Origin of the sequence: Croceivirga lutea, assembly GCF_014235875.1 — a bacterium.
Classification (GTDB): Bacteria; Bacteroidota; Bacteroidia; order Flavobacteriales; family Flavobacteriaceae; genus Croceivirga; species Croceivirga lutea.
This window is the reverse complement of record NZ_JACJUK010000002.1, coordinates 230,775-246,299: the sequence shown is the minus strand read 5'-3', so window position 1 is coordinate 246,299 and position 15,525 is coordinate 230,775. Positions and strand designations below refer to the sequence as shown.

Annotated in this window: 14 protein-coding genes; 10 read left to right on the top strand and 4 right to left on the bottom strand. The window is 34.6% G+C overall.

The features are described from left to right. Nucleotides 1–35 precede the first annotated feature (35 nt). Genes H5V42_RS04645 through H5V42_RS04630 form a run of 4 tightly spaced genes read left to right on the top strand, consistent with a single transcriptional unit; the run spans nt 36 to nt 6,265 of the window. Entirely contained in the window at nt 36–2,339 is a 2,304-nt protein-coding gene (locus tag H5V42_RS04645; protein ID WP_185781961.1) for a glycoside hydrolase family 65 protein, read from the top strand. Continuing rightward, entirely contained in the window at nt 2,336–4,210 is a 1,875-nt protein-coding gene (locus H5V42_RS04640; protein WP_185781960.1) for an alpha-amylase family protein, read from the top strand. The genes H5V42_RS04645 and H5V42_RS04640 overlap by 4 nt, the downstream gene beginning before the upstream one ends. Nucleotides 4,211–4,253: 43 nt before the next feature. Further along, entirely contained in the window at nt 4,254–5,006 is a 753-nt protein-coding gene (locus tag H5V42_RS04635; protein WP_185781959.1) for a glycerophosphodiester phosphodiesterase, read from the top strand. After that, complete coding sequence (locus H5V42_RS04630; RefSeq protein WP_185781958.1) at nt 5,006–6,265, top strand: BaiN/RdsA family NAD(P)/FAD-dependent oxidoreductase; 1,260 nt, start codon at nt 5,006–5,008, stop codon at nt 6,263–6,265. Before H5V42_RS04635 ends, H5V42_RS04630 begins: the two co-directional genes overlap by 1 nt. Here the strand turns inward: H5V42_RS04630 and H5V42_RS04625 are convergent. Together H5V42_RS04625 and glpK are read right to left on the bottom strand one after the other, a co-directional pair. Beyond that, entirely contained in the window at nt 6,251–6,982 is a 732-nt protein-coding gene (locus H5V42_RS04625) for an MIP/aquaporin family protein (RefSeq protein WP_185781957.1), read from the bottom strand. The two genes, H5V42_RS04630 and H5V42_RS04625, sit on opposite strands and share 15 nt — an antisense overlap. Nucleotides 6,983–6,994: 12 nt before the next feature. Then, nucleotides 6,995–8,491 (bottom strand): glycerol kinase GlpK, encoded by a 1,497-nt coding sequence (gene glpK, locus H5V42_RS04620; RefSeq protein WP_185781956.1) that lies wholly within the window; start codon nt 8,489–8,491, stop codon nt 6,995–6,997. Between the two features lie 67 nt (nt 8,492–8,558). Here glpK and H5V42_RS04615 point away from each other — a divergent pair, with 67 nt between their 5' ends. Continuing rightward, nucleotides 8,559–9,095 carry a DUF1697 domain-containing protein gene (locus H5V42_RS04615; RefSeq protein WP_185781955.1) on the top strand — a complete coding sequence of 179 codons (537 nt, stop codon included), beginning with the start codon at nt 8,559–8,561 and terminating at the stop codon, nt 9,093–9,095. Here H5V42_RS04615 and H5V42_RS04610 read toward each other — a convergent pair. Beyond that, nucleotides 9,088–9,561 carry a TspO/MBR family protein gene (locus H5V42_RS04610; protein WP_185781954.1) on the bottom strand — a complete coding sequence of 158 codons (474 nt, stop codon included), beginning with the start codon at nt 9,559–9,561 and terminating at the stop codon, nt 9,088–9,090. The genes H5V42_RS04615 and H5V42_RS04610 overlap by 8 nt on opposite strands. A gap of 83 nt (nt 9,562–9,644) precedes the next feature. Between H5V42_RS04610 and H5V42_RS04605 the strand changes: the two genes are divergently transcribed. From H5V42_RS04605 to H5V42_RS04585, 5 genes are all read left to right on the top strand, one after another. Continuing rightward, nucleotides 9,645–10,736 (top strand): diphosphomevalonate/mevalonate 3,5-bisphosphate decarboxylase family protein, encoded by a 1,092-nt coding sequence (locus H5V42_RS04605; RefSeq protein ID WP_185781953.1) that lies wholly within the window; start codon nt 9,645–9,647, stop codon nt 10,734–10,736. Nucleotides 10,737–10,871: 135 nt separating this feature from the next. After that, nucleotides 10,872–11,804: a mevalonate kinase family protein gene (locus tag H5V42_RS04600; RefSeq protein ID WP_185781952.1), complete on the top strand. Its 933-nt coding sequence runs from the start codon at nt 10,872–10,874 to the stop codon at nt 11,802–11,804. Between the two features lie 9 nt (nt 11,805–11,813). Next, nucleotides 11,814–12,719 carry a geranylgeranylglycerol-phosphate geranylgeranyltransferase gene (locus H5V42_RS04595; RefSeq protein WP_185781951.1) on the top strand — a complete coding sequence of 302 codons (906 nt, stop codon included), beginning with the start codon at nt 11,814–11,816 and terminating at the stop codon, nt 12,717–12,719. Further along, a complete protein-coding gene (locus tag H5V42_RS04590; RefSeq protein ID WP_185781950.1) occupies nt 12,719–13,675 on the top strand; it encodes a carbon-nitrogen hydrolase family protein in 957 nt (318 codons plus the stop codon). The genes H5V42_RS04595 and H5V42_RS04590 overlap by 1 nt, the downstream gene beginning before the upstream one ends. 45 nt (nt 13,676–13,720) lie before the next feature. Continuing rightward, entirely contained in the window at nt 13,721–14,572 is an 852-nt protein-coding gene (locus H5V42_RS04585; RefSeq protein WP_185781949.1) for a pseudouridine synthase, read from the top strand. Between the two features lie 30 nt (nt 14,573–14,602). On the opposite strand, the gene H5V42_RS04580 is transcribed toward H5V42_RS04585, so the two are convergent. Then, on the bottom strand, nt 14,603–15,523 hold the full coding sequence (locus H5V42_RS04580; RefSeq protein WP_185781948.1) for a PorP/SprF family type IX secretion system membrane protein: 921 nt from the start codon (nt 15,521–15,523) through the stop codon (nt 14,603–14,605). Nucleotides 15,524–15,525: the final 2 nt, after the last annotated feature.

Genomic DNA, 15,525 nt, shown 5'->3' with positions numbered 1-15,525 from the left:
TTAAGTTTGCCCAAAAAACTTTCAGCATACAACATATGAATCAAGATTATATTAAGGCCAATGTATGGTCTATTCTAGAAGAAGACTTTGATAAAGAACGCATACAATCTTCAGAGAGTTTATTTAGCCTAGGAAACGGCGCCATGGGTCAAAGAGCCAATTTTGAAGAAGATTACACAGGCGATACTTTTCAAGGTAGTTATATAGCTGGTGTATACTATCCAGATAAAACAAGAGTTGGCTGGTGGAAGAATGGATATCCAGAATATTTTGCCAAAGTATTAAATGCTCCAAATTGGATTGGTATACATGTAAAAATTAATGGTGAGGTATTTGATTTGAATACTTGTTCTTCAATTCAAAATTTTAAGCGAGAGCTTAACATGAAAGAAGGTTATTACCAAAGAAGTTTTACAGCTACTTTGCCAAACGCCGTTCAGTTAGAAGTAATTTCTACTCGATTTTTAAGTCTAAAGTTCGACGAGGTTGGAGCCATTAAATACCAAATTAAAATTCTTAATAAAGATGCGGATGTGCAGTTAACGCCCTATATCGATAGCGGTATAACAAATAAAGATAGTAACTGGGATGATAAATTCTGGAACACCACCAATATTTTAGAAAAAGCAAATAGCGCCTTTATTGAACTACATACAATGAAAACTAATTTCAAAGTATGTACCTATATGAATACAAAAGTTAATGTGGGTGATAAGGAAATAACTCATACAAATACGCTCAAGGAAGAAACAAAAATAGGTTTTGAGTACAATGCATCAGTTAAAAAAGGTGAGCAAATACAACTTGTAAAATTTGGTGGATATACCGTAGATAGAAATCACCCTGAAGATAAATTAGTTGATGCAGCTGAGAATGCCATTAACCAGGCTACAGCTATGGGTTTTGATGCTTTACTTGAAGCTCAAAAACTAGCCTGGGGTCTTATTTGGGAGATGGCTGATATTGCAATTGAAGGCGATGTTAAAGCACAACAAGGTATTCGATTTAATATTTTTCAATTAAATCAAACCTACTTAGGTACAGATTCTAGATTAAATATAGGTCCAAAAGGATTTACGGGCGAAAAATATGGTGGTAGCACCTATTGGGATACAGAAGCTTATTGTTTGCCATTTTACATGGCAACAAAAAACCAAACTGTGGCTTGGAATCTGTTAAAATATAGATACAATCATTTAGAAAAAGCAATTGAAAATGCAGAAAAGCTTGGCTTTAAAAACGGTGCTGCATTATACCCAATGGTAACAATGAATGGTGAAGAATGCCATAATGAGTGGGAAATTACATTTGAGGAAATTCATAGAAATGGCGCTATTGCTTTTGCTATTTTTAATTATTATCGTTTTACTGGCGATTACAGTTACATACCAGAAATGGGACTTGAAGTGTTAATTGGTATTGCTCGTTTTTGGCATCAAAGAGCTAATTGGTCAGAGAAAAAGAAAAAGTACGTTATTCTAGGGGTTACTGGACCAAATGAATATGAAAATAATGTCAACAACAATTGGTATACCAACTACCTTGCAAAATGGTGTATAGATTATACAATTGAGCAATTAGACAAGGTTAAAGAAGGATATGAGGATGATTACCAACGTATCATGGGAGTAACTAAACTTATTGATGAAGAAGTGTTGCAGTGGAAAAAAGTTGCAGATAGTATGTTCTTTCCTTACTCAAAAGAACATGAAATTTATTTGCAACAAAGCGGATTTCTTGATAAAGAACTGGTAACTGTTGAAAATTTAGAAAAGTCAAACAGACCAATAAATCAAAAATGGAGTTGGGATAGAATACTAAGGTCACCATATATTAAACAAGCTGATGTTCTACAAGGTTTTTATTTCTTTGAAGACCATTTTACTACAAAGGAATTGGAGAAACATTTTGATTTTTATGAACCCTTTACGGTGCATGAATCCTCACTTTCGCCTTGTATTCACAGTATACAAGCAGCGAAGCTTGATAGAATGGACCAGGCGTACCAATTCTACCTAAGAACCTCCAGATTAGATTTAGATGATTATAATAAAGAGGTAGAAGAAGGCCTACACATTACCTCAATGGCAGGAACTTGGTTGAGCATTGTAGAGGGTTTTGGAGGTATGAGAATATTAAATGACAAATTGAATTTTCACCCCAGAATACCAGAAGGTTGGAATTCTTACTCTTTTAAAATCAATTTTAGAAATAGGATTATTAAAGTGACTGTTACTAAAGAGGGGTCATTTTATGAAATGTCTGGCGATGAAGAAATGACAATCAGAGTTAATGACAAGCGTTTGGTGCTTAAGTCTGGTGAAGCTATCAAAGCATGAAAATTAAATATCTAGTAATTACTTGCTTAGCAATGGTGTTACATTCTTGTAAAACCGAAGAAAAGCAAGTGAATTCTAAACCCACTATGCAAAACAGAAAAAAAGTGGTGTATCAAGTCTTTACAAGGCTTTTTGGCAACACCAACACTACAAATAAACCTTGGGGCACAATTGAAGAAAATGGGGTTGGTAAGTTCGCTGATTTTGATAATGTAGCGTTAAATCAAATAAAAGAATTAGGTGTTACCCATATTTGGTATACAGGTGTGCCGCACCATGCAGTAATTAATGATTACACGGCATTTGGTATTAGTAATGATGACCCAGATGTGGTAAAAGGTAGAGCCGGGTCACCTTATGCTGTTAAGGATTATTATAATGTAAATCCTGATTTAGCCATTAATCCAGAAAATAGACTTGTTGAGTTTCAAGAATTAATTCAAAGAACGCATAAGCATGGGCTAAAAGTTCTAATAGATATTGTACCCAATCATGTTGCTCGTAATTATGCGGGTAAAACAAATCCTAAAGGTGTTTCCGATTTTGGTGCAGAAGATGATTCTTCTCTGGAATATGCTCGTGATAACAATTATTATTACATTCCCAATTCTGAATTTAAAGTACCTAATTGGCCAGACTGGTATTCACCTTTAGGAGGCGATTCTAATAGATTAGAGGATTCAAAATTTTTAGAAGTACCGGCAAAATGGACGGGTAATGGTTCAAGATTATCACAGCCAGATTTTAATGATTGGTATGAGACTGTTAAAATTAATTATGGTGTAAGACCAGATGGCTCCAAAGATTTTGAAGAACTACCCCAAGGTTATGACCAATTAGATTATCAAGAACATTATAATTTTTGGAAGGAAAAATCATTACCCAGCTCTTGGTATAAATTTAGAGATATTGCTTTGTATTGGTTAGAAATGGGAGTTGATGGTTTTCGTTTTGATATGGCTGAAATGGTACCTGTTGAATTTTGGAGTTTTATGAACTCATCCATAAAAATGAAAAATCCTGACGCGTTCTTACTGGCTGAAGTTTACAATCCAAATCTCTACAGAGATTACATTAGAAAGGGTAAAATGGATTATCTCTATGATAAGGTAGAGCTATATGATAGTCTTAAGCATATTATGAAAGGTTACGGTTGGACAGACCATATACATACCGTGCAATCTGGCATGCAAGATATTGAACATCATATGCTTCACTTTCTAGAAAATCATGATGAACAACGAATTTCAAGTCCAGAATTTGTAAATGATGCAAACATAGCTAAACCTGCAATGGTAGTCTCAGCTACCATTAGTACATCACCAACTATGATTTATTTTGGACAAGAGGTTGGAGAAGACGGTTCTGAAGATGCCGGTTTTGGTAGTCCAACGAGAACTTCAATTTTTGACTACATTGGGGTTCCCGCTCATCAAAGGTGGGTTAATAATAAAAAATTTGATGGCGGTCAGCTTACCAATAAAGAAAAAGAGCTTCGAACGTTTTACAAAACCCTTTTAAACTTCACTTTAGAAAGTTCGGCTTTAATGGGGCCATATCAAGAAATTCATTATTACAATAAAGAAAATACAGATACTTATGACCACAGAATATTTTCTTTTGTTCGATGGAGTGATGAAGAAAAATTAATAATCATATCTAATTTTGACACACAAAAAAGGTATGACATTGACTTTAAACTTTCGCCAGAGGTGGTGCAAAAATGGGACTTAAATAAAAGCAATTATACGTTAACAGATAAACTAAACGGTAAGCACAAATCAGAACTAAAAATAGCTAATGGTGTTGGTCATATAGCCTTAAATATTGCACCACTAGAATCATTTATATTTTCAATTGAACAAAAATAAAGCGGTATCTTTTTTATTTTTGAGAACCTTAAATCACTATAAAATGAAAAAAATACACTTAACATTAACCCTACTATTATTGCTAGCATCTTGCAATTTGAAGAAAACAGATTTATTAGTTATTGGCCATAGAGGCGCTATGGGGCACGAAACAGAAAACACAATTGCATCCGTTCAAAAAGCACTCGATTTGGGTGTAGATATGATAGAAATTGATGTTTTTAAAATTAAAAGTGGTGAGATAGTTGTTTTTCATGATGACACAGTAGATAGACTTGCCAATGCAACCGGAAATATAGAAGACTTTTATATTGTTGAGGTTAGACAGTTAATTCTAGATGGCAATCATAAAGTTCCAATGTTACAAGATGTATTAAAAACTATTGATAACAAAGTGGCTTTAAATATAGAGTTGAAAGGCGCTGAAACTTCTGACCGTGTTAATTTTATTATGGATTATTACGTGCGAGAACGTGGTTGGTCTTGGGACAATTTTGTAATCTCTAGTTTTAATTGGGATGAGTTGCGCGAAATGCGTAGAATCAATCCTGATGTGGCAATTGCTGTTTTAACTGAGGATGAAGACCCAACAAAAGCCATTCCTGTTGCCAAAGAATTAAATGCAATTGCAATTAATCCGTGGTATAAAACGGTTACCAAAGAAAATATTAAAGCAATACAAGAAGAAGGGTTCAAAGTATATACATATACAGTTAATGAACCGTCAGATATTGCAAAAATGCGCGATTATGGGGTTGATGGTATTTTCATCAATTATCCAGAAAGGGCGCTGTAATGTTTGATGTAATTGTTGTTGGTGGTGGAGCTGCGGGTTTCTACGCTGCCATTAATATAGCTGAAGCGCATCCAGGTGCTTCTATAGCTATTTTTGAACGTGGTAAAACGGTACTTGGCAAGGTTAAAGTTTCTGGCGGGGGTAGATGCAATGTGACCCACGCTGAGTTTCTTCCTAAAGAACTTGCAAAAAATTATCCTAGAGGAGAAAAAGAGCTTTTAGGTCCGTTTCACCAATATATGACAGGTGATGTTATTTCTTTTTTTGAACAGCGTGGTGTACCCCTTAAAATTGAAGAAGATGGTAGAATTTTTCCACAAAGTAATTCTTCACAAACTATAATTGATTGTTTTTTAGTTGAAGCAGAGCGATTAAATATCCGGATTTTAAAAAACAGTCAGGTTAAAGACTTTGAGCATAGCCAAGAAGAAGATGTCTGGAAAGTGGTTACAGCTAATAAAGCCTATTTTTCTCAAAAGATTGTTTTAGCAACAGGCAGTAGCTCTAAAATTTGGGACAAGCTTAAACTGCTTGGCCATACCATTAGTAAGCCAGTACCCTCGCTATTTACCTTTAATATACAAGACAAGCGTCTTAAAGGAAATCAAGGTATAAGTGCAAATGCATATGTAGAGATTAAAGAAAGCAAGGTCGAAACTAAAAGTGCCCAACCAAAATTAGGTTTACACGCAGAAGGGCCCGTTTTAATAACACACTGGGGTCTAAGCGGACCTGCAATTTTAAAACTCTCTGCGTGGGGGGCACTAGATTTAAATAAAATGGGTTACGTTTTTAAAATTATAATAAACTGGCTACCAGAATACAATTTAGAATTACTCTTGGCCTATTTTATGGAAGTAAAAAAACAAACACCTAAAAAAACAATTTTAAGAACAAAGGCAGTTAATCTACCCCAACGACTATGGATAAGTTTTTGTCGCAGTTCTGACATTAGTGAAGGTGTTACTTGGGCCGATGTCTCAAAAGCTACTTTACATAATTTTGCTGAGGAATTAACCCAAGGGGAATATCAGGTAGCGGGCAAAAGTACCTTCAAAGAGGAGTTTGTAACTGCCGGTGGTGTTGACCTAAAGGAAATTGATTTTAAGACCTACAAAAGCAAATTAGTACCAGGACTATATTTTGCTGGCGAAATTTTAAATATTGATGCTATTACAGGAGGTTTCAATTTTCAAAACGCATGGACAAGTGCTTACATAGCAGCGCAAGACGTAGCGGCGTCTTTAGCTCAACGCTAATAACAAAAATGCGGATAAAACACCGCCAATAATTGGGCCTACAATAGGTATCCAAGAATAGCTCCAGCCGTTATCACCTTTATTTTTCAGTGGCAAAATAGCATGTATTATACGCGGCCCCATATCCCTTGCAGGATTAATAGCATAACCAGTGGTACCCCCCAAAGACATTCCTATAGCCCAGACTAACAGCGCTACAGGTAAGGCTCCTAAGGACCCTAAGCCAATTGTCACAGGCTCATTTTCATTTAAAGTAGCATCAGTAAAAAAAAGAACAACAAAAACTAATACAAAAGTGCCTACTATTTCATTTAAAAGATTTACTGGGATGTTTGGAATGGCTGGAGCAGTGCAAAAAACTCCTCTTTTAGTGTTGCCATCTTCTGTGGCATTAAAATGGTCTTTGTTGATTAACCATACCAAAAATGCACCTAGCATTGCTCCAGCAAATTGGGCAATGATAAAAAGTGGAACATCATTCCAAGAAAACTTATCTGCGGCAGCCAAGCCAATGGTCACGGCAGGATTTAAATGCGCTCCACTATGTGGACCCGCTACAACAACACCACAATAAACTGCAAAAGCCCAGCCGGTAGTTATTACTATCCAGCCTGACCCGTTACCGTAGGTTTTGTTTAAAGAAACATTTGCATTAACACCACACCCTAATAAAATAAGAATAAAGGTGCCCACAATTTCTGCAATAAATGGAGTCATTTTAGTTAGTTTTTAGTGTTGTTCAGTCCAGAATTGAAGTGTTTTAATGGCTTTATACCATCCTTTGATACCTTCTTTAATATGTTCTTGTTCGCTAGTAGGTTCAAAACTTTTATCTATTTTCCAAATTTCTTGAATTTCTTCTAGGCTATTCCAATAACCAACTGCTAAACCAGCTAGATAGGCGGCACCCATCACAGTGGTTTCAATAACTTCTGGTCTAACCGTTGTTGTGTTGAGAACATCTGCTTGAAATTGCATTAGCATGTCATTCACTGTTGCACCCCCATCAACCCTTAGCTCTTTTATTGCTATTTCTGCGTCGGCTTCCATGGCTTTTAATACGTCCATTGTTTGGTAAGCTATAGCCTCAAGAGCAGCCTTAGCAATATGAGCATCAGTGGTGCCACGAGTTAAACCAAATATGGTACCCATAGCTTTTTGATTCCAATGGGGAGCACCTAAACCTGCAAATGCAGGCACAAAATAAACGCCCTCAGAATTCTCAACAGAAGCGGCTAATTTCTCAACGTCTGATGATGTTTTTATAATTTTTAAAGAATCTCTTAACCATTGTACAACTGCCCCTGCAATGAATATACTTCCTTCAAAAGCATACGTGGTTTTGCCATTTAATTGCCATGCAATTGTGGTAAGTAAATTGTTGGTAGAAGTTTTAGCATCTTCACCAATATTCATGAGCATAAAACAACCTGTTCCATAAGTGTTTTTAACCATACCTTTTTTGGTGCACATTTGACCGAATAGAGCCGCTTGTTGGTCACCAGCAATACCGGCAATTGGAATTTTATTTGCAAAAAAATTAGGACTTGTATAGCCATACACCTCACTAGATTGTTTAACACTAGGCATCATGCTTTTGGGTATGGTAAACAAATCTAGCAACTCGGCATCCCACTCTAAGGTTTTAATATTAAATAGTAATGAGCGTGAGGCATTGGTGACATCAGTAATATGTAATTTGCCTTGCGTCATTTTCCAAATTAACCATGAGTCAATAGTGCCCCAAGCTAGCTCGCCGTTTTCGGCCTTAACTCTGGCGCCCTCAACATTATCTAAAATCCATTTTACTTTGGTGGCAGAAAAATACGAGTCAATTACCAATCCTGTTTTTTCTCTAATCAGTTCAACTTTTCCTTGTTTTTTAAGCTCATCACAATAATCGGAAGTTCTTTTATCTTGCCATACAATAGCATTGTATATGGGAACTCCGGTAATACGGTCCCAGACTACGGCTGTTTCACGTTGATTTGTTATTCCAATGGCAGCAATTTGTGAGCCTTCTAAGCCCATTTTTGTCACAGCTTCAGCGGCCATACCAGCTTGTGTAGACCAAATTTCAGTGGCATCATGTTCAACCCATCCTGGTTTAGGAAATAGTTGTGAAAACTCCTTTTGAGCAACAGAGATTATCTTTCCTTTTTTGTCAACAACAACCGCTCTTGAACTAGTTGTTCCTTGGTCTAATGCTAAAATATATGTATTCATTCAGTTAGTTCAGTCTTTTAAAATACTAAATAAAATTATTGTAGTTAGATTTATTAATTTGGGTCTTATGAAAATTTACTTGGTTTTTCTGAGAGGTATTAACGTAAGTGGTCAAAAAAAGATTAAAATGGCCGATTTAAAACAACTACTACTAACAAAAGGTTTCAATACGGTTGTGACATATATTCAGAGTGGAAATATTCTTGTTCGCAGCAACAAGGATAAAACAGAAGTAGGTAATTTAATTAGACAAGCTATTAGTGATACTTATGGTTTTACTGTACCAACTTTTGTAGCTACCCCAGAGGAAATACAGGTAATTTTAAATAGAAATCCCTTTAATAAATTAGCTGAAGAGAATAAACATTATTTTGTATTGTTAATTCAGAAGCCAGAACATAATTTAATTACTGAGTTAGAAATAGAATCTTTTAAAAATGAAGAATTCAAGGTTGCTGAAAACTGTGTTTACTTGGTATGTAAAGCAGGTATGGGTAAGGCTAAACTTAATAACAACCTTATTGAGAAAAAGCTAAACATATTAGCTACTACTAGAAATTTACGAACTATGAAAAAGATGCTTGATATAGCCTCAACTAATTAAGTTCCCAAATTTTAAAGTTAAGTGCAGTTGCAAAAATCACCCAAAGCAGATAGGGTACAAGTAACCACGCAGCCTTTTTGCTTACTACATTAAACCATTTGATGGTAAGTACAATTAATATGGCTAAAGCTATGATTATTAAAAGCGCATAAAAGGGTTCTTTCAAACCAAAAAATACTAGACTCCACATAGCATTTAAGAGTAATTGAAATCCAAAATGATATAGCCCGGTTTTAACCCAAATATGGTGGAAGCCTTTACCCCAAACAATACCCGCAGCAACACCCATCATCACATATAAAATTGTCCAAACAGGGGCAAAAATCCAATTTGGAGGATTAAAGCTAGGTTTGTTTAAAGTCAAATACCAGTCGTTAACAGATGATTGGGTAGCAATGCTTGACAATGCTCCTACTAGAAGACATATAGCAACTGCAATTATAATTTTGAAGATTTTCCTTTTCACTAAATAAAACTCTCTATGCACTAAAATAACAATTTATTTAAATCGGTAACTGCATCTTATCTTTGCTAAAAAAGCAATTTTAAATGGTAGTGTCAGAATTTATTCCTTCAACCAATCTAAATCTTCCAAATAATGGTAAAATAGCTTGGAAATCACCAAGCAATATTGCTTTGGTAAAATATTGGGGAAAAAAAGAAAATCAAATTCCGGCTAATCCTTCAATTAGTTTTACACTAGATGCATGTGCTACAAGAACAAACCTAACATTTGAAAAGCTATCAAAACCAAGCCAAAACTTTTCTTTCAACTTGTTGTTCGAAGGGGAACCAAAACCAGATTTTAAGCCGAAAATTGAAACTTTTTTTAGGAGAATTGAGCCCTATTTACCCTTTTTAAAAGACTATCATTTTACAATAGAAACTACAAACTCATTTCCGCATAGTAGTGGTATAGCTTCTTCGGCTAGTGGTATGGCAGCCTTATCTCTATGTTTGTTAGATATTGAACGTAGTAGTAAATCTCAGATGACCGTAGATTTTTTTAATAAAAAAGCATCTTTCTTAGCTCGTTTGGGTTCAGGGTCTGCTTGTAGAAGCATTAGTGGGTCATTAATTCAGTGGGGAAAAAATGACCATATTCAAAATAGCTCTGATTTATTTGGTGTCAAATATCCTTATAAAATGGCTCCAGTTTTTGAAAATTACCATGATACAATTTTGTTAGTTCATAAAGGGCAAAAGACAGTGAGTAGTACGGTTGGTCATGGACTTATGAAGGGGCATCCTTTTGCAGAAAAACGTTTTGAACAGGCGCATCAAAATTTAAATAAACTACAAACAATTTTTGCAGAAGGTAATTTAGATGAATTCATAGAAATTGTTGAGAGTGAAGCCCTGACTTTGCATGCAATGATGATGACTAGCATACCCTATTTTCTTTTAATGAAACCAGAAACATTAGCAATTATTGAAAAGATTTGGAATTTTAGAAAAAAAACAGGTCTACATGCGTGTTTTACATTGGATGCTGGAGCCAATGTTCACTTGCTATATCCCGAAGCGGAGAAAACAGAAACTATTCAATTTGTTAAGGATGAATTAGTTGTTCACTGCGAAAATGGACATTATATTTGCGACCGCGTTGGTAATGGGTCGAAAAAATTAATTAGCTTGTAATTAACTGAAGATTTTTACGTTTCAAATAGCCAAACAAGATTAAAGTTATGCCAATTGTAGTTTATACTACTGAAAAAATGTTTAATTTTAATCCAACAGATGTTAAACAAAAATAATATCTTAAAAAACGATAGTATGAAAGGACCATTGTTTTATTCTAAAATTCTACTTTTTGGAGAATACGGAATTATAAAAGATTCTAAAGGCCTTTCTATTCCTTATAACTTTTTCAAAGGCGCCTTAAAAACTTCAGATGAGTTAGAAGGTAAGGCATTGAGTTCAAATAATGCACTTAAAAATTTCGCAGAATATTTAAGCACTATTCAAGAAAAAGGTATAGTTGAGTTTGATTTAGATAGTCTAAAAAATGATGTTGCCAACGGAATGTATTTTGATAGTTCAATTCCGCAAGGGTATGGTGTAGGTAGTAGTGGAGCATTAGTTGCAGCCATTTATGATAAATATGCTTTTAACAAGATTACCGTATTAGAAAATTTAACTAGAGAGAAATTACTAAAATTAAAAGCAATTTTTGGGGAGATGGAATCCTTTTTCCATGGTAAGTCTTCTGGCTTAGACCCTTTAAATAGTTATTTGAGTTTACCCATTTTAATTAACTCAAAAGACAATATAGAATCTACGAGTTTACCCACTCAGAATAAAGAAGGTAAAGGAGCTGTTTTCTTATTAGATAGTGGAATTGTTGGCGAAACTGCACCAATGGTTCAAATATTTATGGAGAAAATGAAGCAAGAGGGTTTTCGAAATATGGTAAAAGACAAATTTGTAAAACATACTGATGCCTGTGTTGAGAATTTTTTAAATGGAGACGTTAAAGGATTATTTGGTCATGTAAAACAGCTTTCAAACGTAGTTTTAGACCATTTTAAGCCCATGATTCCACAACAATTTCACCAGCTATGGCAAAAAGGTATAGATTCAAACGACTATTACCTTAAATTATGTGGCTCAGGTGGTGGTGGTTATATTCTCGGCTTTACAGAAGATATTAGCAAGGCTAGAAAGTCTCTAGAAGGCCATAACTTAGAGGTTGTCTACAACTTCTAATAATTTCAAATGTTAAATAGAAAACACAAACTTCTACTTTTTAAAGTACTTAGTTTGTTCTCTGTTGTAAGAGGTTACAATATACTTGTAATTACGCTTGCTCAATATTTAGCGTCTATTTACATATTAGCTCCGGACTTACCTTTACGAGAGGTTGTTTTTGATATTAATCTGTTTTTAATTGTTACTGCTTCAGCACTCGCCATAGCTTCTGGTTATATAATTAATAATTTTTATGATGCTGAAAAAGACTTAATTAACAAACCTTATAAAAGCAAGTTAGACAGACTTGTTTCTCAAAGATTTAAGTTAACCACATATTTTATACTAAATTTTTTAGCGGTAGTAGCTGCCAGCTATATTTCCTTTAAAGCTGTATTATTTTTTGCTGCTTATATTTTTGGAATATGGCTCTATTCTCACAAACTTAAGCGGCTACCATTCATAGGTAATTTAGTTTCTGCGACCTTAGCTATAGCTCCATTTTTTGTGGTTTTTGTGTATTACCGAAATTTTGAAACTGTAATTTTTGTTCATGCCTTGTTTTTGTTTTTGCTTATTTCTGCAAGAGAGATTATTAAAGATTTAGAAAATTTAGCAGGTGATATGGCCCAAGGCTATAAAACAATACCAATTCTGTATGGGGTAAAGCGTTCAAAAGTTCTAATAGGTCTTTTAATTGTATTAACCTTAGTTCCCTCTTGGTTATTGGTTACAAAATTTAATGTGGGTTATATGTATCTCTACTTTTATAGTAGTATGGTTTTATTACTTATAGCTTTACTATTACTTTGGAAAGCTACTAGTAAAAAGCATTTTATTTGGCTACACAACCTGTTGAAATTTATAATTGTGGTGGGTGTTTTCAGTATATTGCTTATTGATATTAATCTGGTATTAAACCGAATTTTATAATGGAAAACGAACTACGAGTAGCACTTGCTCAGATATCTCCAGTTTGGCTAAATAAAAAACTAACATTAGAGAAAATTGAATCTTCTATTAGCGAAGCCGCAAAAGAAAAGGCCGAGTTAATTGTTTTTGGCGAAGCACTTTTACCAGGCTATCCTTTTTGGTTAGCATATACTAACGGGGCAGCTTGGAATTTAAAGGTTAATAAACAACTACATGCACATTATATTACAAATGCTATAGACCCAGAGAGTGGTGAATTAGATGTTCTAAAAAAAATGGCTAAAGAACATCATATCGCCATCTACATAGGTATTATAGAAAGAGCCAAAGATAGAGGAGGGCATAGCATATATGCATCTTTAGTGTATATAAATGAAGAAGGTCAAATAAAATCAGTCCATAGAAAATTGCAACCAACCTATGACGAACGTTTAACATGGGCTCCAGGAGACGGTAATGGCTTACGAGTTCATCCACTCAAAAAATTTACGGTAGGGGGTTTAAATTGTTGGGAAAATTGGATGCCCTTACCACGAGCAGCTCTTTATGGTCAAGGTGAGAATTTACATATAGCAGTTTGGCCCGGAAGTTTACATAATACTAAAGATATTACCCGTTTTATAGCAAGAGAATCTCGCAGTTATGTAATATCAGTATCTGGTTTAATGACCAAACACGATTTTCCAAAAGACACCCCTTATCTAGAGCAAATTTTAGAAACTTGCCCTGATACGTTAGCAAATGGAGGTTCCGCAATTGCAGGACCAGATGGTAAATGGGAAGTAGAACCCATAACTTTTAAAGAAGGTATTTTTTACCACACGTTAGATTTTAATCGCGTTTTAGAAGAACGTCAGAATTTTGACCCCGTAGGGCATTATTCTAGACCAGATGTAACCAAATTAATTGTCAATAGAGAAAGACAGTCAACAATTGAAATTATTGAAAATAAATAGCTTAAGCAATTAGCTTATAACTACCTTTGCCAAAATTTATGACTGATGACGAGATCAGACAACAAGGGCAATAGAGCCTCAGGTAGACAAGGTGGCAAAGACAGAAAAAAAAGCTTTGCAAGGGGTAATGCTCCAATTAAAAGAAAGCAAGAAGGCAACAATTCTTCACAAAAAGTAAAACGCGACCCCAACTTAATTAGACTTAATAAGTACATCGCCAATTCAGGAATGTGTTCTAGGAGAGATGCTGATATTTACATTGCAGCAGGTAGTGTAACTGTTAATGGCAAGGTTGTAACAGAAATGGGGTACAAGGTTAAGAAATCAGACGATATTCGTTTTGATGGAAGACGTTTGAATCCAGAAAAAAAGGAGTATGTACTACTTAACAAACCTAAAAACTTTATCACTACAACAAAAGATGAAAAAGGTAGAAGAACGGTAATGGAATTGATCAGTAGTGCATCTAACAATAGACTATATCCCGTTGGTAGATTAGACAGAGCAACAACAGGCTTATTGTTATTTACAAATGATGGAGATATGGCTAAAAAGTTGACACATCCAAAGCATAACATACGCAAGATTTACCACGTATTTTTGGATAAAAACGTTTCAATAGCTGATTTACGAAAAATTAGAGAAGGTCTAGAACTAGAAGATGGAAAAATTGAAGTAGATGAAGTTGACTATGTAACGGGTGCTTCTAAAAAAGAGATTGGTATTGAAATTCATTCTGGTAAAAACCGAATAGTAAGAAGAATTTTTGAACATTTAGGCTACGAAGTTTCTAAATTAGATAGGGTTGTTTTTGCCGGTTTAACTAAAAAAGATTTGCCTCGAGGTCATTGGCGTTTCTTAACCAGCCAAGAGGTAATTAATCTTGGAATGATTTAGATTACAGACATTCATTATTCAGATAAAATATCATCTAAAGGCAAAGCCATTTCCTGTTCTATAGCTAAGAATTATACCATGGGTATTTCCTAAAGGCGAATCTGCGCTACCCTGACTATAACTATAAACAGCTCTAAAATTGTTTAAAATGTACAAGCCTAAAAATGCATTTAACGTACTACTTGTGCGATACCCAGCACCAATTTCAAACACATTTTTATAGCTTAAAGAAAGATTACTATCTATTTGTAGTGGAGCTCCATTTTCATACTTAATCAAAAAACTAGGTTTAAGAATAAAACTAGGTTGGTATTTATTTACTATAAAATGATATCCTGAATATGCATACACAGGTCTTGATAGTTTTAAATTATCTTGATTAGAAAAGGTATCTGCCAATAAGTTAGGTATAGAAATTCCAGCAAAGAAATTAGCATGACCAAATAATACTCCAGCCCCCATAGAGGGTAAGGTGGTACTTACGTTTTCACTAAAATTACCATCATCTTGTATAGCAAGACTTTGTAAATCTTGATTGTAAAGTAATAATCCGGCATTTAACCCAAACGAAATAAATGTCTTATCATATACTTTCCAATAAGGGTGTACATTATCGTTCAAAATAATCTTATAAGAATATGCTCCAAAAAATTGAGTCGATGAGGTAACCCCTATTTCGTCATTTATAAAACCAAACCCTATACCCATTTTATTTCTTGAAATGGGGGTGTTAAAAGTAAATGCTAAGGTTCGTGGCATACCACTAAATTGCTGGTTGCCAAAACCAATATTGCTTAAGCTAGCTTCACTTTGCGTTAAAACCCCAGCATATGCTGAATTGATAACAAACGGATTATAATTGTACTCTGTAAATGAGGGCGTTTGTTGTCCATCAGAGTGGTGAAGTCCGATAATAACTATAAAAAATAAGGTAAGAATATTCTTTATCATAG